The 16,982-nt window shown below is 63.5% G+C and carries 17 protein-coding genes and 1 pseudogene; 7 read left to right on the top strand and 11 right to left on the bottom strand.

Annotation, left to right across the window (positions count from 1 at the left end; translation table 11 throughout):
• Positions 1–8 precede the first annotated feature (8 nt).
• On the top strand, positions 9–341 hold the full coding sequence (locus NKH33_RS18770) for a hypothetical protein (protein ID WP_352920967.1): 333 nt from the start codon (positions 9–11) through the stop codon (positions 339–341).
• 9 nt (positions 342–350) lie between these two features.
• On the top strand, positions 351–866 hold the full coding sequence (locus tag NKH33_RS18765; protein ID WP_352920965.1) for a SixA phosphatase family protein: 516 nt from the start codon (positions 351–353) through the stop codon (positions 864–866).
• Positions 867–979: 113 nt separating this feature from the next.
• Here the strand turns inward: NKH33_RS18765 and NKH33_RS18760 are convergent.
• From NKH33_RS18760 to NKH33_RS18725, 8 genes and pseudogenes are all read right to left on the bottom strand, one after another.
• Positions 980–1,249: pseudogene (locus tag NKH33_RS18760) on the bottom strand (DUF680 domain-containing protein); the annotation flags it as partial.
• Between the two features lie 275 nt (positions 1,250–1,524).
• On the bottom strand, positions 1,525–1,761 hold the full coding sequence (locus NKH33_RS18755) for a DUF680 domain-containing protein (RefSeq protein WP_352920963.1): 237 nt from the start codon (positions 1,759–1,761) through the stop codon (positions 1,525–1,527).
• Positions 1,762–2,140: 379 nt separating this feature from the next.
• A complete protein-coding gene (locus NKH33_RS18750) occupies positions 2,141–4,363 on the bottom strand; it encodes a cation:proton antiporter domain-containing protein (protein ID WP_502899638.1) in 2,223 nt (740 codons plus the stop codon).
• A 190-nt stretch (positions 4,364–4,553) separates the two neighbouring features.
• Positions 4,554–5,252 (bottom strand): DUF2270 domain-containing protein, encoded by a 699-nt coding sequence (locus tag NKH33_RS18745; RefSeq protein ID WP_352472615.1) that lies wholly within the window; start codon positions 5,250–5,252, stop codon positions 4,554–4,556.
• A 56-nt stretch (positions 5,253–5,308) separates the two neighbouring features.
• Complete coding sequence (locus NKH33_RS18740; protein WP_352920961.1) at positions 5,309–7,417, bottom strand: molybdopterin-containing oxidoreductase family protein; 2,109 nt, start codon at positions 7,415–7,417, stop codon at positions 5,309–5,311.
• A gap of 69 nt (positions 7,418–7,486) precedes the next feature.
• Positions 7,487–7,894, bottom strand: a complete 408-nt coding sequence (locus NKH33_RS18735; RefSeq protein ID WP_352817550.1) for an SMI1/KNR4 family protein — start codon at positions 7,892–7,894, stop codon at positions 7,487–7,489.
• Positions 7,895–8,019: 125 nt separating this feature from the next.
• A complete protein-coding gene (locus tag NKH33_RS18730) occupies positions 8,020–9,897 on the bottom strand; it encodes an ABC-F family ATP-binding cassette domain-containing protein (protein ID WP_352920959.1) in 1,878 nt (625 codons plus the stop codon).
• Between the two features lie 454 nt (positions 9,898–10,351).
• Positions 10,352–10,531, bottom strand: coding sequence for a hypothetical protein (locus NKH33_RS18725; protein ID WP_023677659.1), 180 nt, complete (start codon positions 10,529–10,531; stop codon positions 10,352–10,354).
• Positions 10,532–10,663: 132 nt separating this feature from the next.
• Here NKH33_RS18725 and NKH33_RS18720 point away from each other — a divergent pair, with 132 nt between their 5' ends.
• The 3 genes from NKH33_RS18720 to NKH33_RS18710 all read left to right on the top strand — a co-directional run bounded on the left by NKH33_RS18720 (position 10,664) and on the right by NKH33_RS18710 (position 13,480).
• Positions 10,664–10,837, top strand: coding sequence for a hypothetical protein (locus tag NKH33_RS18720; RefSeq protein ID WP_023677660.1), 174 nt, complete (start codon positions 10,664–10,666; stop codon positions 10,835–10,837).
• A 94-nt stretch (positions 10,838–10,931) separates the two neighbouring features.
• On the top strand, positions 10,932–13,013 hold the full coding sequence (locus tag NKH33_RS18715) for an ATP-dependent helicase (protein ID WP_352920957.1): 2,082 nt from the start codon (positions 10,932–10,934) through the stop codon (positions 13,011–13,013).
• 164 nt (positions 13,014–13,177) lie between these two features.
• Entirely contained in the window at positions 13,178–13,480 is a 303-nt protein-coding gene (locus NKH33_RS18710; RefSeq protein WP_023677662.1) for a DUF982 domain-containing protein, read from the top strand.
• Between the two features lie 12 nt (positions 13,481–13,492).
• Here NKH33_RS18710 and NKH33_RS18705 read toward each other — a convergent pair whose 3' ends face one another.
• From NKH33_RS18705 to NKH33_RS18695, 3 genes are all read right to left on the bottom strand, one after another.
• A complete protein-coding gene (locus NKH33_RS18705; protein ID WP_352920955.1) occupies positions 13,493–14,281 on the bottom strand; it encodes a GGDEF domain-containing protein in 789 nt (262 codons plus the stop codon).
• A 130-nt stretch (positions 14,282–14,411) separates the two neighbouring features.
• Positions 14,412–14,645 carry a hypothetical protein gene (locus NKH33_RS18700; RefSeq protein ID WP_352920953.1) on the bottom strand — a complete coding sequence of 78 codons (234 nt, stop codon included), beginning with the start codon at positions 14,643–14,645 and terminating at the stop codon, positions 14,412–14,414.
• 90 nt (positions 14,646–14,735) lie between these two features.
• Positions 14,736–15,248, bottom strand: a complete 513-nt coding sequence (locus tag NKH33_RS18695; protein ID WP_352472607.1) for a DinB family protein — start codon at positions 15,246–15,248, stop codon at positions 14,736–14,738.
• Between the two features lie 73 nt (positions 15,249–15,321).
• On the opposite strand from NKH33_RS18695, the gene NKH33_RS18690 reads away from it, so the two are divergent.
• On the top strand, positions 15,322–16,032 hold the full coding sequence (locus tag NKH33_RS18690; protein WP_352920951.1) for a glutathione S-transferase family protein: 711 nt from the start codon (positions 15,322–15,324) through the stop codon (positions 16,030–16,032).
• Positions 16,033–16,345: 313 nt separating this feature from the next.
• Positions 16,346–16,981 (top strand): 5,6-dimethylbenzimidazole synthase, encoded by a 636-nt coding sequence (bluB, locus tag NKH33_RS18685; RefSeq protein ID WP_352617690.1) that lies wholly within the window; start codon positions 16,346–16,348, stop codon positions 16,979–16,981.
• The last annotated feature ends 1 nt before the right edge of the window (position 16,982 follow it).

Raw genomic sequence — 16,982 nt, 5'->3', positions numbered from 1 at the left:
ACAAGCAAATGGACGTTTTCGACAGCGCGATCCGGACAAAGCGTGATCTGGCCGGCGTCTTCGAGTACGACGCGGCGGACGATCCGAAAAGTGCCACGGCATATTTCTATCTTTGTCGAACCGAGGACGGGCGGGCCGATTCTGTCATCGATGCAATTCACGTTCGATCGGGCGATTGGGCCATCACTGAAGCAGACATTTTGGTCAGATGGGATAAAGATGAACGGCATGTAGGCCTGTTCATCTTTGGTGCGCTTTGGGCGAGTTTTGATACCGCCATGGGCACAAAACATGGCGGCGGCTATGGGAAAGACTTTCAGCCCGACATCCCTTGGACTTGAGTTGAATCCATGAAGCAACTGCTGCTCCTGCGTCACGCCAAGTCGAGTTGGGACGATCCCAACCTCATCGACTTCGACCGGCCGCTGTCCGCGCGCGGGCTGAAGGCAGCACCACTGGTCGGGCGCGAACTGGCCCGGCGCGGCTGGGTGCCGGAGCTGGCGCTGGTGTCGCCGGCGCTGCGCACCCGCGACACGTGGCGGCTGGTCTCGGCGGAATTGCCGGCGAAGGTGCAGGCCAAATTATCCCAGGCGCTCTACGAGGCGGCGGCGGCGGACATCCTCGCCAAGGTGCGGCAAGTAAAGGCGGGGACTGGAATGCTGCTGGTGCTTGGCCACAATCCCGGGCTGGAGGAGTTCGCGCGCGGGCTTGCCGGGGCTGGATCGGACCAAGCGGCGCTGAAGAAGCTGGCGGAAAAATACCCCACCGCGGGCCTGGCTCGGTTCGACGTCGACGGCGATTGGACCGGTCTCACCTTCGGCAGCGCCCGACTGACGCACTGCATTTGGCCGAAGGATCTTCGCTAGCGACTGCCTGACAGGCCGGGGGATCGCCGACCTTTCGACCAAACCCGGCTTCGCGCAAACAAAAGCGGCGGGCCACGCCCGCCGCGCGTCGTGCGGCGGGGGTTGAGGCACGATCGGCCCCAGTTGCCCCGGCCAGATTGGGGCACTACGGGTTGATCCGCGCCGAACCGGGTCGTCGCCTCGGTGTCGACGGCATTGTGCTCGGCCGTCAGCGGCTTGCGGATGGAACCGGTAAACCCGTTGTCGATGCTGCCGACAGGCGCGTTGCCAACAGGCGCGGCCGGCTGGTTGACGCCGTCCGAACCATAGTGATCACTGCCTGCAAAGGCGCTGCCCGTGGCGACGAGGACGATGGTGGCGACGGTAAGAGCAATCTTGGTCATTTCAGGTACTCCAGTGTACTGGTCATTCGTGAGTTGTCGTTGCTTTCGACGCATTCGAGATGAGAGCGCTGTCCGCGCTGACGAATACGCACCCGGCTTTTCCGATGTGCACGTTGCTGGACGATTTCAGCAACCGAGATTGTGGCTACAGATGAAACCTGCAAATCAAAGTATTCGATTGGCGCAGGATGCTATTCGGCGCACACGCCCGTTGATACGCGAAAGCAAGAGTAGCGGGCCAAGCCCGCCGCTCTTTGTGTTGCGGGCCGTAATAATCAGCGGCCCCAGATGCCTTGGCCGGATTCAGGCGCCACCGACTCGGAGGTTATCTTGGCACCGGTATGCTCGGAAGTAACTGGCTTGCGGATCGAACCGGTGAAGGTGTTGTCTACGTTGGCAGCAGCAGCAGCGGCCGGCTGGTTGACGTTGTCCGAGCCATAATGGTCGCTGCCGGCAAAAGCAGTGCCGGTGGCAACGAGGATGGCGGCGGTGGCAAGAGCGAGCTTGGTCATTTCAGGTACTCCGGTAGTTCTTTGGTCTGTCCGTCAAGTGGCGTGCCTCGGGAGGAATTCGCGTCGCTCGGACCACCCCGAGATGGGTCGGCAAGCCTGTCGTTTCCAATCACGAAAATTTTGTACGGGTGCGCCAAATTGGCCGCTTGAAAATCCGGCATAAGGTCCCTTCTGCCACAATCTTCTGATTTCTTTTCAATTAGTTATGCGGTCAGTGGTGATTTGCCGCGCGAACATTCTTTGAGCCGGCGTTCACCCTTTCCTGTACTCTCTGCTAACGGAACCGAGCCGTTCGGTTCGAGTTCTTTTACGCTTGGCTGATCAGCGCTTTCAGAGGCTCGATCGACATTCCTGCCGACCGATCAATGCGCGGTGAAATTCACGCTGCCAGCTCAGCGCCAGCGGCGTCGTGCTTGGGCCGCGCGCTGGCCAGAAGCACGACCGGGCAGTTGCAGGCGGCTAAAACAGCGCCGGCGGTTTCACCGAAGAACAGGTCCTCACCCGGACGTTGGGTGACGCCCATCACGACGATCGCCGCTCCTTTGGCCGCCTCCCGGGTGATCGCCTTGTCGGGTGTGACGCGGGTATGGAACGCTGTGTCGATATGCAGGCCGTAGCGGCCCGCCAGATCAGCGATGTCTTTCAGGACGGCCTCTTCGCGGCTATGCGACACCGATGTCGACCTGCGGCCCTTGGCTGCCTTTTGCGAGACGTAGAGAACCTTGATCCGCGCCCGGTTTGGACGCGCCAGCGCCAGCGCCAGGTCGGCGGCGCGACGCGCCACCTGGGTACCGTTGACGGGGACGAGAATGCTGGTGCCGGCCCTCAGCGTCGGCATCTTTTCGCCAGCATTGCCGCCGTTCAGGACCAGGCAAAGCGGGCCGTCAAATCCTGCGGCAATGTCGTTGAGGGCCGGCGCGAAGGCGCCATCGGCGGTCAGCACATTGTCCAGGCCGACCAGCAACAGGCCGTATCCCTTGCGGGCCTCTTCGGCAATCGTCTCACCCGTGGCATCCAATTCGGTGCGGGCCGTCAGATGGACTTTGTCGACAAGCGTATCTTCGATCCGTTTCACCGCCTGAGCGCTCTTTTTTGCACCCTTTTTGATTTCCTGGAGGGCGCGCTCCTGTCCCTTGCTGTCGGTCGGCCTGTCAACTCGGCCGTCTTTCGGCTGAAGCAAGGTGGTGGGCAGGCGAAGCAAGGTGGTGGGCATGCCGCTGCCTCCGCCGACCAGTCCGGCGAGATATGCGGTGAACTTGCCGATCCTGCTGTCGTCGACCAGCACCAGCAGCCTCTCCAGCCTGGAAATGAAGCCGTATTCGTCCAACGCCTCGCGCTCGACACGCTGCTGCTCGTCGTGCCCAACCGGCAGCCGGCCGAGCGCCCAGCGCAGCATCGGCGGCATGGCCAAGGTGGTGATCACGGCCATGGTGACGATCATGGTGAAGAGATTGTGCGACAGGATGTTCATCGACAGGCCGATGCTGGCGACGATCACCTCGGTCGAGCCGCGTGCGTTCATGGCACTGCCGACGGCGATTGCTTCCTTGAGCGACATGGCGGCGAGCTTGGCGCCGATGAACGCGCCGCCAAACTTGCCGATGCTGGCGATGATCACGAGAGCGCCCGTCAGCATGGCAAGGGTTGGATCGGCGAGCACTGTGAGATCGGCGGAAAGCCCCGCCATGCCGAAGAAGATCGGCATGAACAGCGCGGTGATGACGCCGCGAAGCTGACCTTCGATATGGCTGGAGAGGATGGGCGATTCCCCGACCAGGATGCCGGCGACGAACGCCCCCAGCACGGTATGGACGCCTATCAGATTAGTGATCAGCGCCATCGCTCCCATGATGATGAGGATCATGGTGATCACCGCAAACTCGCTGCGGAATTGATCGTTGGTCCAGCGGATCAAGGTGAAGACAAGACGGCGGCCAATGGTGAAGGAGAACACCATGAACAGTGCCACCGCGGCGATGGTGGTCACCAGCGGCGCGAACTGTAGCTTGCCATTGGTGGCGATGCCGAAGGTTACGGCGATGACCAGCCAGCCGATCGTGTCCTCGATGATCGCCGAGGAAATAATCACCTGTCCGAGGTTGCGGCGCATGAAGTTCATCTCGCGCACCACCATGGCGACGACCTTGACCGACGAGATCGACAGCGCCGTGCCCAGGAACAGCCCGGCGACGGTGCGCTGCGTGGGGTCAGCCAGCAATGCGTCCGGCAGGAACTGCGCCAGCGCAAAACCGAAGATGAAGGGCACCACGACGCCGGTAGCCGAAATGGAAAAACAGGCCGCGCCAACCCGGCGCACCAGCCGCAGGTCCGTCTCCATGCCGGTCAGCAAAAGCAGCATCAGGATGCCGAGCTGCGAGACGGCGTCGATCATGCCCTTTTGCGCAGGATCACTGGGAAAGATCAGGTGCTGGGCCGACGGCCACAGCCAGCCGAACAGCGAAGGACCGAGCAGGATGCCGCCGATCAGTTGGCCCATGATTGCCGGCTGGCCATAACGCTGCAGCACTTCGCCCAAGCCGCGCCCGACAAGCAGCAGAAGCACGATCTCGGCGACGAAAGCGCCTTCGCCCGAACCACCCATGCCGGAGGCCCGGGTACCGGCAACGAGCGTCTGCGCTGCCCAGGCCGCCCCCGCGGGGACGAAAGCGCAAACCAGCAGCGCCAGGCTGGAACGTGTCGGAGCCTGCCAAGCCATGAAACCCCCATCGCCCAATGCACGTGTCCAACAACGCGCGACAGGGCGTTGCGTTGCTAGACAGGGCGTTGCGTTGCTAGACGTGGACGTCACCGAAGGAGAGTTCGCCGTCGTCGCTCTCTGTCAGAAATGCTGTCACCAGCAGGCCCGCATAGAGGACGGCGACCAGCACGACGATGACGGCGCCCGGAATTGGACCCAAGGCAGCACTGGCGACCGCCTCACGCATCGACCCGACGAAGCCGATGCGGACACCTTCGGTCAGAAGACTGGGGGTCGACAGTTTGAGGATCCAGGCCAGCAGCAGGATCAGCAGCATGTAGATGTAATTGCGACGCAGGCGGCGCGCCAAAGCCATGCGTTGCGAAATCAGGAATTTCGGCGCGCGCAGGCTCTCGCCGACGATCAACAGCCAATCGGACGCGAAGTCCGGCTGCGGCGAGAATATCTGCGCGAAATAGTGCCGTTCGAACTGGCGCACGCGAGCCCGATAGAAGTCGAAGAAGCGATATCGGCGGGCCTCTATCCACAGCAGCAGCAGAACAAGCAGCATGGCAAACAGCAGCACACCATGGTGAGCGCTGGCTGTCGAAAGCGAAACGGACAGCATGGCTGCGACAACGGTTATCGCCCAGTTGCTCGTCCGGTCCAGGCGGTCACGCCACCCAGCCATGCGCGCAATCTCGGCGCGATGAAAGTGGGACATCGTGGTTACGAGTTCGCCGGACGACAGTGTCCTTCCGATGGGATCCGGCGCCGGCAACACTTCTGCCATGACAATGCCTCCACCCGCCACGCGAAAACGGCCGGATGGAGATATCGTTCCGACGCTCAATCCGCCGGGCGCAGCCAGACCTTGTTGTCGTGGAAGGCGGCGCCGCCATAGGGCGCCGGCGCATCGGCGCCGGTCAGCACGTTGATGCCCTCGCCGCGCTCATGGGCGCTGTTCGGCCAAATGCCTTCGGCGACGACGACGCCGCGCTTGATGCCGTCGAACAGCTTTGCGTGCAGCACCACCTCGCCACGCTGGTTGCCGACCTCGACACGGCCGCCGTCGGCGACGCCGAGTGCCGCCGCATCATCGGGATGCAGGAGCAACTCCGGCCGGCGCTCCTTTGCCTGCGATACCGGCGTTTCGGCAAAGGTCGAATTGAGGAAATTGCGCGCCGGCGAGGTGGTCAGCCGGAACGGATGCTTCTCATCAGCCACCTCGATCAGGTCGACGTGGTCGGGGAATTCCGGCAGGCTCGCCACCGGTCCGAACAGGCCCATGCTTTTCGGCGGCCGGTTGGGTGCGGCCTGGCCCGTCCAGTCGGCGCGGAAATGGAATTTCTTGTCGGCATGGCCGAAGCCGTCCAGGAAATGTGCGGCCTCGAAATCCGGCTGCAAATCGACCCATTTCTGCTCTTTCAGGCTCGAAAAGCTGCCCAGCCCGCGCTTGCCCAAGATGATGTCGATATGCTGCTGCTCGGTCATGCCGAAGCCAGGACGATCGGCGACACCGAGCCTTTTGCCGAGCTCCTCGATGACGAAATGGTTGGTGCGCGGACCTTCCGGCGGATCGATCAGCTTCGGCCCGAGGGTGATGTGCTGGTTGCCACCGCCCTTGTAGACGTCGTCATGCTCGAGAAACATCGTCGCCGGCAGCACCACGTCAGCGAGCTTGGCGGTGTCGGTCATGAACTGCTCGTGCACGCAGGAAAACAGATCGTCGCGCAGAAAACCTTGCTTCACCAGCCGCTGCTCCGGCGCGACATTCACCGGATTGGTGTTCTGGATCAGCAGCGCCGTCACCGGCGGGCCGCCATAGAGCGCATCCTCAGCCCCGGTCAGCACCGGGCCGATGCGCGAATGATCGAGATGACGGATCGCGGGGTCGCGCATCCGTGTGCCTTCGAGCAGTTCCTGGTTGAGCTTGAAGATGCCCGAATTGGAATGGAAGGCGCCGCCGCCCTCATATTGCCAGCAGCCGGTAACCGCGGCGATCGAGGCCGCGGCGTGCATGTTGACCGAACCGTTGCGCTGCCGCGAAAAACCGTAGCCGAGGCGAAAGTAGGTCTTCTTCGTCGTGCCGACGAGACGGGCGAAGGCCTCGATTTCGTCGACAGAAAGCCCGCTGATATCAGCGGCCCATTGCGGCGTCTTTGTGCTGAGATGCGCTTCCAGACCGTGCGGATCGTCGGTGTATTGTTCCAGATAGGCGCGGTCGGCCATGCCGTCACGGAACAGCACGTGCATCACCGCGCAGGCCAGCGCGCCGTCAGTGCCGGGCTTCAGCACCAGGCCGAGATCGGCCTGCTTCATCGTTGCATTTTCGTAGACGTCGATGACGACGATCTTGGCGCCGCGTTCCTTGCGCGCCTTGATGGCGTGGGTCATGACGTTGACCTGCGTGACCACGGCGTTGGTGCCCCAGATCACCACGCAGTCGGACTTCGCCATTTCGCGCGGGTCGGGGCCGCGCAGCGCGCCGGCGCCCATCATCCAGCCGGTCCAGGCCAGATTGGTGCAGATCGAACCGAAGAAGCCGGAATATTTTTTGGCGTGCCTGAGCCGCTCTATGCCGTCGCGCTGCACCAGCCCCATCGTGCCGGCATAGTAATAGGGCCAGACCGTCTCCGAGCCGTATTTTGCCTCCGCCGCGATGAATTTTTCAGCGACCAGATCGAGCGCCACCTCCCAGCTCGCTTCCTTCCAGGCGCCGTCGCCCTTGGCGCCGGCCCGCACCAGCGGCTTCAGCAGGCGGTCGGGATGATGGACGCGATCGGCGTAACGGGCGACCTTGGCGCAGATGACGCCGGCCGTATAGCTGTTGGCCTTGGCGCCATGGACGCGGCCGATGCGCCTGGCGTCGAGCAGCTCGACCTCGAGCGCGCAGGTCGAAGGGCAATCATGCGGACAGGCCGAATGGCCGATTTTGAGCTTGGCGTGCTGATTCATGGGAGCAAACTAGCTGGTTGATATGGCGACGTGTAGGGCCAGATGGGCGGGCCTACATCCCCCTCTGGGCTATTCGTCGGAAAGGCCGATCAAGTCCAAGAATGCATCAAAGTCCGGCGCAATGGGCCAAACGCTTTCGACAAGATCGATATTTGTCATGTCAAACGCAACGAGCGGATAAAGCCCCACTGTGCGTAGATCGAACGCAATCGCCTCGCCGCCCCCGTTGCTGCCGATAACGAAAAAACCCGGAAAGAACTCCTTGAATGTCCCCTGTTGCTCTATTTCGATCACCTCTTCCGCAGCGTGCAAGGCAAGCCATAGCGGCTGGACTGGCAGGGGGCCCTCACCACCGTTGCTGAAAGAGAGAAGGGCAACATAGCCTTCAGGCAGGACCAAAGGCCCCACGTCCCTGAGTTTCTCGATCGCTTCGTCTGACGCTCCATCTTTTTTGCGCCACTCCCGACCTTCAAGCATCTCATTCACCCCCTACGGCGAACCACGTGGGTATCCAGGAACGTACCCGGCCATGACCGCGACAGGCTTGAGCAACGCGTCGTAGGCGCGGCATCTCCCCCGCGAGGGGGGAGATTGCGCTCTCCCTACTCCGCCGTGCCTTCCTCGTACTCCGCCGACATCGACAGCCATTTTTCCTCATGGCCGGCCAGCTGTTGCGCAAGTTGTGAGCGCTCCTTGGCCAGCCTTGTCGCGGTCGACGGGTCCTTTTCGTAGACGGCCGGGTTGGCGAGTTCGTCCTCGATCAGGTCGATGCGCTTGCGGAGGCGGTCCATCAGCGCTTCGGTGGCGCGGATTTCCTTGGCCAGCGGCTCGAAGGCGGCGCGGCGCGCGGCTGCGTCGCGGCGGCGGTCGGCCTTCGAGGCTTTGTCCGCCTCGCGCTTGCCGCGGCGGTCGCCGGAGACGCCGGTAACCAGCGTCTTGTAATCCTCGAGATCGCCGTCATACGGATTAACCGCGCCGTCCTTGACCAGCCACAGCCGGTCGGCGGTCGCTTCGAGCAGATGGCGGTCGTGCGAGATCAGGATGACCGCGCCGGGAAAATCGTTCAGCGCATGGATCAGCGATTCACGGCTGTCGATATCAAGATGGTTGGTCGGCTCGTCGAGGATGAAAAGGTTCGGCCCCTCGAAGGCCGACAGGCCCATCAGGAGCCGCGCCTTTTCGCCGCCGGACAGATCCTTGGCGGCGGTGTTCATCTTTTCGGTGGTCAGGCCGAACTGGGCGACGCGGCCGCGCACCTTGGATTCCGGCGCATCCGGCATCAGCCGGCGGACATGCTCATAGGCGTTTTCGTCGGGCCTGAGGTCGTCGAGCTGGTGCTGGGCGAAGATTGCTACCTTGAGGCCGGGTGCCACCGTCATGCTGCCGGTCTCCGGCTTCAGCCGGCTGGCCAAAAGCTTGGCGAAAGTCGACTTGCCGTTGCCGTTGGCGCCGAGCAGCGCGATGCGATCGTCGGCATCGATGCGCAGCGTCATCTTCTTCAGGATCGGCTCGCCCTCGACATAGCCGACGTTGACGTTGTTCAGCGCAATGATCGGCGAGGCCACCGACTTCACCGGCTCCGGAAAGGAGAACGGCCGCACCGTGTCGTTCACGATCGCGGCGATCGGCTTCATCTTCTCCAACGCCTTGATGCGCGACTGCGCCTGCCTCGCCTTCGACGCCTTGGCGCGGAAGCGCTCGACAAAGGATTCCATGTGCTTGCGCGCGGCTTCCTGCTTGACGCGGCCCTTCTCCTGCAATTCGCGCTGCTCGGTGTATTGGCGCTCGAACTGGTCGTAGCCGCCGCGCCAGAAGGTCAGCTTCTTCTGGTCGAGATGGACGATCGAATTGACGGCGCGGTTGAGCAGGTCGCGATCGTGCGAAATCAGCAGCACGGTGTGCGGATATTTCGACACGTAGTTTTCCAGCCACAGCGTGCCTTCGAGGTCGAGATAATTGGTCGGCTCGTCGAGCAGCAGCAGATCGGGCTCGGCAAACAACACGGCGGCCAGCGCGACGCGCATGCGCCAGCCACCGGAGAAGGACGAGGCCGGGCGCCGCTGCGCGGCATCGTCGAAGCCGAGGCCGGCGAGAATGGTGGCCGCGCGTGACTCGGCCGAGTGCGCATCGATATCGGCCAGCCGCATGTGGATGTCGGCGATGCGGTGCGGGTCGGCCGCCGTCTTTTCCTCTTCGAGCAGCGCACTCCGTTCGAGGTCGGCCTTGAGCACGATCTCGATCAGCGGCTCCTCGGTGCCCGGCGCTTCCTGCGCCACCTGGCCGATGCGCGTGTTCTTGGGCAGGCTGATCGAGCCGGTCTCGGAGGCGAGGTCGCCGGTGATCGCCTTGAACAGGGTCGTCTTGCCGGTGCCGTTGCGGCCGACAAGGCCAGCCTTGCTACCGGCCGGCAAGGTCAGTGAGGCATGGTCGAGAAGCAGGCGTCCGGCCATGCGGAGCGAAAGGTCGTTGATGATCAGCATGGCCGGGCTTTTGCACGGGACAACCATGCTTCGCAAGGGCTTGAGCCCCGGTTCGCCGCATAAGCCGCGAAAACCGACAGAGCTGGTGATGTCGACCCCGCGCGCCGCGACTTCCCGCAAAACGCAAAAAGAACCCGCTATCCTGAGGGGGGACAAGGAGAGCGGGTTCTTTCGTGAACGGCGGCCTTGGGAGCGTCCGATCGACATCCAAACACGCAGCAGCTTGGTTTGTTCCATGGGAAGAACGAACTATGTGATGAACAAACGCTGCTGTGGCCGGCAGGTTTGTCCACAGGGGCGTGCCGTCTGTACGCTATCGACCATGACGCTGCGGAAAGACTCGGCTATCCTTGGATGTGCGGCGGGCCTGATCTCCGCCTGGCCGGCGCCATCAGCTTCCTCCCAAGCGGCGCCGGCCACCTTCCTTGACCGGAGCCGACGCCATCTGAGGCGGTCATTGTTTCGGCGGCGTGCCGGGCTGATCGCCGCCGGTCGTCGACTTCGGCACCGGATTCTTGTCGACCTGCGGGTTCTGATCGACCGTGTCGCCAGGGGCCTTGGTCGGCTGGATGTTGTTGTCGCAACCCGCAACAGTCAGAGCTGCCATAAGCAGCAGGATTGAGCGCTTTTTCATCGCAGTCTCCTCTCGCCCGACAACGAGGCGTCGGCGATTTGGTTGCGCGGCCGGTGTCGTTCCTGCATTCGCCAGGGGGCCCGGGAACAAAATGCCGCGTCTCCGGTTGCTGCACAATCAATGGAGGAAGGCATGATCCGTCTGCTCATCGCCGGGGCAATCGTCTATGTCGCCTATCGCGTCGCCAAGAAAGTGATCGACGAGGTGCCCGACGATTTTGATCCGCTGCTGCTGCCGCCGCCACAGGACGATCGCGAGGCGCTGCGGCGGCAATCGGCAAGGATGGGCGTCGAGCCCGAGCGTTAGTCGACACGCCTGCCCGCAAGGCTTCTTCGTTCACGAGCCCTATTCCGGCTCCGCAAACCGTTGCGAACAAAGCAGAAACGATGCTTGATGGGCGATGAACCTCGCCGCCCGTGATTCGTCCTTCCAGCCGGCCTATCTGGCGAAGCTCAACGCCGAGCAGCGGCTTGCCGTCGAACATGGCGACGGCAAGATCGCCGGACCGTTGCTGGTCATCGCCGGCGCCGGCTCCGGCAAGACCAACACGCTGGCGCACCGGGTCGCGCATCTGATCGTCAGGGGTGCCGACCCGCGCCGCATCCTTTTGATGACATTTTCGCGCCGTGCCGCGGCGGAAATGGCCAAGCGGGTCGAGCGCATCGCCGGCGAGGTGCTGGGGCGCGATGCCTCGGTGATTACCGATGCGCTGAGCTGGGCCGGCACGTTCCACGGCATCGGCGCCAGGCTGCTGCGCGATTATGCGCTGGAGATCGGTCTCGATCCGGCCTTCACCATCCACGATCGCGAGGATTCCGCCGACCTGATGAACCTCGCCCGCCACGAGCTTGGGTTTTCGAAGACCGAAGCCCGCTTCCCGACCAAGGGCACCTGCCTTGCGATCTATTCGCGCGCCGTCAACGCACAGGCGGCGCTCGGCGAGGTGCTGGGTTCGGTGTTCCCGTGGTGCGCCGGCTGGGCCGAACAGCTGAAGCAATTATTCGCACGATATGTCGAGGCCAAGCAGGCGCAGAATGTGCTCGATTACGACGACCTGCTGCTCTACTGGGCGCAGATGGCCGGCGAGCCGGAAATCGCCGCGCATCTGGGTGCGCGTTTCGACCATGTGCTGGTCGATGAATACCAGGACACCAACCGGCTGCAGGCCTCGATCCTGACGGCCCTCAAGCCCGACGGATCGGGGCTGACGGTGGTCGGCGACGACGCGCAGTCGATCTATTCGTTCCGCGCCGCGGAAGTGCGCAATATCCTGGATTTTCCCAAGCAGTTCGCGCAGCCGGCGGAAGTCGTCATGCTGGAGCGCAATTACCGCTCGACCGAGACCATCCTGGCGGCGGCCAATGCGGTAATCGGCGAAGCGTCGGAACGTTTCACCAAAAATCTCTGGACCGAGCGCAAATCTGCGGAAAAGCCGAAGCTGGTCAGCGTGCGCGACGAGACCGAGCAGGCGAGCTATGTCTGCCAGGCGATACTCACCGAACGCGAGGCCGGCACCGTTCTCAAAGCACAGGCGGTGCTGTTTCGCGCCTCGCACCATAGCGGCCCGCTGGAGATCGAGCTGACGCGCCGCAACATCCCCTTCGTCAAGTTCGGCGGGCTGAAATTCCTCGATGCCGCCCACGTCAAGGATATGCTGGCCGTGCTGCGCTTTGCCGAAAACCCGCGCGACCGCGTCGCCGGCTTTCGCGTGCTGCAACTTCTGCCGGGCATCGGCCCTTCGGCCGCCAATGCGATCGTCGAGACCATGGCAAATTCGCTTGACGAGACGATGGGGCTTGCCCGCTATCGGCCGCCGCAGCGTGCCGCCGACGACTGGCCGGGCTTTGTCGCGCTCTATAGCGGCCTGCGCGCCGGCGCGCAAAAATGGCCGGCCGACATCGAACAGGTCAGGCTCTGGTACGAGCCGCATCTGGAACGCATCCACGAGGATGCAACGACGCGCCGGGCCGATCTCCTGCAGCTCGAGCAGATCGCTTCCGGCTATGCGTCGCGCGAGCGCTTCCTTACCGAGCTGACACTCGATCCGCCGGACGCGACCAGCGACGAGGCCGGCCCGCCACACCGCGACGAGGATTATTTGATCCTTTCGACGATCCATTCGGCCAAGGGCCAGGAGTGGAAGAACGTCTTCGTGCTCAACACCGTCGACGGCTGCATCCCGATCGATCTCGGCGTCGGCAGCAAGGAGGATGTCGACGAGGAGCGGCGGCTGCTCTACGTGGCGATGACGCGGGCCAAGGACAGCCTGCACCTGGTCATGCCGCATCGCTTTTTCGTCCATGGCCAGGCGGCGCGCGGCGACCGCCATGTCTATGCCTCGCGCACGCGCTTCATCCCGCGCTCGATCCTCGGCGCCTTCGAGCAGGTGGCATGGGCCAGCGTCCAGGCCAGAGACGATCCGCGCCGACAGCCGCAGGTGCGTGTCGACCTCGGCGCCCGCATGCGCGGCATGTGGAAATAGGCACCCGCCTCGACGTCGGCGCTGCTCGCCCGGCGACCGCTCCCGGAGCCGGCGAAAAAACAATCCCGGCAACATGGAACCTCGCGCCGTGATCCGCGTTTCTGCCCGACCCCCAGACCGGAGAACGGCGTCCGCCGTGACCTCCGCCCATTCGAGAGGCCAGAATGCACGACAGGACGTTTTCCACCCCGGTCGCCCTAACCGTTGGAGCCGGCTACAAGCGTACGATCGCTTCGTTCTCCGAGATGCACGAATTCCTGACCGAGTTCCCGCCTTCGCGCCGCCGGCTGAGCTATGGCGCCGCGGTGAAGGCCTGCGAGGCGGCGCGTGCCGGCGATATCTCGGCCGAAGCGGCACGCGACGCCCTGATCACCTTTGCCGTAACGGCAGGCATCCTCTGGCCGGCCGCCCAGCCGGCGGTCTCGGTCAAGCCGGTCGCCCGGGGCCTCGGCGGCTACGCCGCCTGACAGAAACGACCATCAATGGACCGTCATCGGGCCGCCGCCCGGCGGGTCGCCCGCTGCCGCGGTTTCGAAACTGACCTGATTGCGGCCGTTCGATTTGGCCTTGTAAAGGTGCTTGTCCGCCACCACGAACATCTCGGCGTAGGTGGTCGGCCCGCTGAAGGCGACGCCGCCGATGCTGACCGAGAGAGGACAGGGCCGGCCGCCAGGCGAGAACTCCGCCTCACGGACGCGCCGGCGAATTGTCTCCGCCACCAGCCAGGACTGCGAAGGATCTGCGCCGGGAAGGAAAACCGCAAATTCCTCGCCGCCGATCCGGCCGACGATATCGGCGCCGCGTAGCTGGCCCTGGATTGTCCTGGCGATCAGCTTGAGCGCCTGGTCTCCGCAGTCGTGGCCGAGGCGGTCGTTGACGGATTTGAAATGGTCGGCATCGACGATCAGCAAGGCTCCGGCATTGACGACGGAATGGCTGCGGGCCTGTTCGAGATAGGCCTCGACGAGCATGGAAAACGCACCCCGGTTGAATACCGCCGTCAGGCTGTCGGTCGCCGCGACGACGGCCAGTACCTTCTGCGCGATCGCCAGCTGGCGCATTTTCCACATGAGGAAGAAGAAGAACGAGCTGGCCAGGACAAGCGGCAGCAGCAGGTCTGTGAGCTGCGCCCGCCACAGCGCTTCCGGCGACAAATACGGGAAATTGAAGGAATCGACGAAGAACGCGGCTGCAATGCAGACCGCCGTGCCCGCGACGGTAACGGCCACGACCCTGCCCCAGCTCGTCGGGGACAAATCGATCTGCATGCTTTTGCTCCTGCTTCAGCAGGCTACCTTGAAGCAACAGCGCAAACGAAGTCCTAAGACTTTGCTTTCAATTCGATCGCAGTCGAAGCGAACCAGCCGTCGAGATGGCGGCCAGATAAGAAGATCGGTCCTAAATCAGCTGCCGTCTGATGCTCATCCGGGTTACCGCGGTCACAAGAATGGCGCCGATCATGAAATAGATGGTCGCGACAATGTCGCCCTGGTGGAAATAATAACCGGAGTTGAGAAGCGCCAGGACCACGGCGAAGAACGCCACGAGGCGCAAGGGTTCATTGGGCATGCGTGCCAATTCTCGCTGTTGCTGCTGGATGCTGCTGAATGCTGCTGAAGCGGCCGCCCTCACGACCGTCCGCTCCATAAAATGTTTTGGCGCGTTTTGCAATCTCGGCAGATCGCCCTCTATCCACCGTCCGCTTCACCAGCCGCCCCAGGTTCAGGCGAAAGCCCTGCCCTCCTCGCTGCGCTGGAACATCGTCAGGTCCAGTCCGAGGCTTGGCTTGCCCAGAATGGTCAGGATCGCATGCGCCTGGCCGCGATGGTGGGTCTGGTGGTTGAAGAAGTGGTCGAGCGCCGGCGCCAGCCGCTGCGAGACGGTGCGCATATCCGAGACGGTCATGTAGGAGAAGCGGCCCGACAGCGCCTTGTCGCTCAGGCCGTCGACCCAGTCGATGATCCGTTTGTCCTCGGCCTCGCGCGCCAGCCGCAAGCCTGGCAAGGCGCGGTGCAGGACCGTGTCGAGCCTTGCCGGCGCGTCGCCCTCGCCGGTGAAGCGTTTCATCCAGATACGGTCGGCTGCCAGGAGGTGGTTGAGCGTTCCCATCATAGAACCGAAGAAGACGCCGACATTGCGGTCGAACTCTTCCTCGTCGAGATCGGCGGCGGCATCGTAGATGCGGCCGTTGGCCCATTGATTGTAGGCCGCAAACATCCTGAAATGCTGTTTCATTTTCTCTCGACCTGCGAGACCCCCTGCGCGGGTCTGTTTCGGGCATAGTTAGACTGCAAGGACGCTGCCGCCAATGACCATTCTGCTCTATGACCTTGTCGGACGCGATGCCGCCCGCCCATTCAGCCCACATTGCTGGAAGGCGGCGATGGCGCTGGCCCACAAAGGGCTCGACATCACCAGCGTGCCGACCCGTTTCGTCGAAGTGCCGAAGGTGGAAGGCGGCGTCTCGAAGCTCGTTCCGGTGATCCGCGACGGCGAGACGGTGGTCGCCGATTCCTTCGCCATCGCGCTCTATCTCGAGGAGACCTATCCCGAGCGGCCGACGTTGTTTTCCGGCGACGGCGGCAAGGCGACGGCGTGCTTCATCGAACGCTGGTCGCAGCTGACCATCCATCCCTACGTCACCACCGCTGCGATACTGGACCTGCACGCTATGCAGGACGAGGCGAACGCCGCCTATTTCCGGCAGAACCGCGAGCAGCGCTTCGGCAAGCCCCTGGAGGCGGTTTACGCCACCCGCGACGCCGGGCTCGCCGGCTTCCGCGCCTCGCTGGAGCCGCTGCGCTCGATGCTTGGCTATCAGCCCTTCATCGGCGGCCGGTCGCCGCTATTTGCCGACTACATCGTCTTCGGCGCGCTGCAATGGGCGCGCATCGCCACGCCCTACCGGCTGCTCGACGACAGCGACGTCGTGGCGCAATGGTTCGAACGATGCCTCGATCTGCATGGCGGCCTCGGCCGCAACGTCGCGGCGGCAGCGATCGCCCCGCTCGAGAGTTGAAATCGGCAGTTTTTATCGGAGGCGCCACATTTTGTTCTTGCTTTGTGCCGGCAGCTATGCTACTAATCTCGATATGGTGATGATTCGCACCGACGCCCGCCCGGCCTGCCGAGGCGGGTTTTGTTTTGCCGATCGAGGTCCAACGGCGTTGCCGGCAGGGATGTCGTCCGGCCTTAGCTGCAAGTTGCCAGCCGGCGAAATGCGACAATGCGGGTAGACGAAGTGTCGCTCGAAGCGCCTCATCAGTGCCTGGATCGAAGCAAACAAGACGAACATCCGGCGAACCGGGCAATCACAACAAAGGCAGCGCGCCATGACGGCAAACCCAGAGTTCCCGGCCGATTTTCGCGCTGCGCTCGCCAACCTTTTCCTGTGGCGGCGCGACGTCAGGCGGTTCAAGCCGACGCCGCTCCCCGATGGAGCGCTGGAGCGGCTGCTCGAGCTTGCCAGCGCCGCGCCGTCCGTCGGGCTGAGCCAGCCCTGGCGCTTCGTCGTCGCCGAGAGCGAAGCATGCCGCGCCGCCGTCAGGGCCTGCTTCGAGCGCTGCAACGCGGAGGCACTCCAAACCTTTTGCGGTGAACGCGCCGCCCTGTATTCGCGCCTGAAGCTTGCCGGCCTGAATGAGGCGCCCTGCCAGCTTGCGGTTTTCGCCGACCGCGCAACCGAGCAAGGGCATGGGCTCGGCCGCCAGACCATGCCGGCCACCATAGACTATTCGGCTGTCATGGCGGTCCACACGATGTGGCTGGCGGCGCGGGCCGAAGGAATAGGCATGGGCTGGGTCTCGATCCTCGATCCGGCGGAGATGGCGACGATCCTGGATGTGCCGCCGGAGTGGACGCTGATCGGTTACTTCTGCATCGGCTATCCCTCGGAGGAACACAGCGTGCCGGAACTGGAACGGGAAGGCTGGGAAACCCGGCGGCCGTCTATCGTGACAAGGCGGTAGT

This window comes from Mesorhizobium sp. M1182 (genome assembly GCF_040318335.1).
Classification (GTDB): domain Bacteria; phylum Pseudomonadota; class Alphaproteobacteria; order Rhizobiales; family Rhizobiaceae; genus Mesorhizobium.
The sequence above is the reverse complement of the archived record's forward strand: the minus strand, read 5'-3'. Positions and strand labels throughout refer to the sequence as shown.

Bases quoted from the DNA above. Each gene is read 5' to 3' on its own strand.
- NKH33_RS18770 (WP_352920967.1), top strand. From the start codon at position 9: ATGGACGTTTTCGACAGCGCGATCCGGACAAAGCGTGATCTGGCCGGC.
- bluB (WP_352617690.1), top strand. From the start codon at position 16,346: ATGACGGCAAACCCAGAGTTCCCGGCCGATTTTCGCGCTGCGCTCGCC.
- NKH33_RS18720 (WP_023677660.1), top strand. From the start codon at position 10,664: ATGATCCGTCTGCTCATCGCCGGGGCAATCGTCTATGTCGCCTATCGC.
- NKH33_RS18765 (WP_352920965.1), top strand. From the start codon at position 351: ATGAAGCAACTGCTGCTCCTGCGTCACGCCAAGTCGAGTTGGGACGAT.
- NKH33_RS18695 (WP_352472607.1), bottom strand. From the start codon at position 15,248: ATGAAACAGCATTTCAGGATGTTTGCGGCCTACAATCAATGGGCCAAC.
- NKH33_RS18740 (WP_352920961.1), bottom strand. From the start codon at position 7,417: ATGAATCAGCACGCCAAGCTCAAAATCGGCCATTCGGCCTGTCCGCAT.
- NKH33_RS18730 (WP_352920959.1), bottom strand. From the start codon at position 9,897: ATGCTGATCATCAACGACCTTTCGCTCCGCATGGCCGGACGCCTGCTT.
- NKH33_RS18690 (WP_352920951.1), top strand. From the start codon at position 15,322: ATGACCATTCTGCTCTATGACCTTGTCGGACGCGATGCCGCCCGCCCA.
- NKH33_RS18755 (WP_352920963.1), bottom strand. From the start codon at position 1,761: ATGACCAAGCTCGCTCTTGCCACCGCCGCCATCCTCGTTGCCACCGGC.
- NKH33_RS18710 (WP_023677662.1), top strand. From the start codon at position 13,178: ATGCACGACAGGACGTTTTCCACCCCGGTCGCCCTAACCGTTGGAGCC.
- NKH33_RS18735 (WP_352817550.1), bottom strand. From the start codon at position 7,894: ATGCTTGAAGGTCGGGAGTGGCGCAAAAAAGATGGAGCGTCAGACGAA.
- NKH33_RS18750 (WP_502899638.1), bottom strand. From the start codon at position 4,363: ATGGGTGGTTCGGGCGAAGGCGCTTTCGTCGCCGAGATCGTGCTTCTG.
- NKH33_RS18745 (WP_352472615.1), bottom strand. From the start codon at position 5,252: ATGGCAGAAGTGTTGCCGGCGCCGGATCCCATCGGAAGGACACTGTCG.
- NKH33_RS18725 (WP_023677659.1), bottom strand. From the start codon at position 10,531: ATGAAAAAGCGCTCAATCCTGCTGCTTATGGCAGCTCTGACTGTTGCG.
- NKH33_RS18705 (WP_352920955.1), bottom strand. From the start codon at position 14,281: ATGCAGATCGATTTGTCCCCGACGAGCTGGGGCAGGGTCGTGGCCGTT.
- NKH33_RS18715 (WP_352920957.1), top strand. From the start codon at position 10,932: ATGAACCTCGCCGCCCGTGATTCGTCCTTCCAGCCGGCCTATCTGGCG.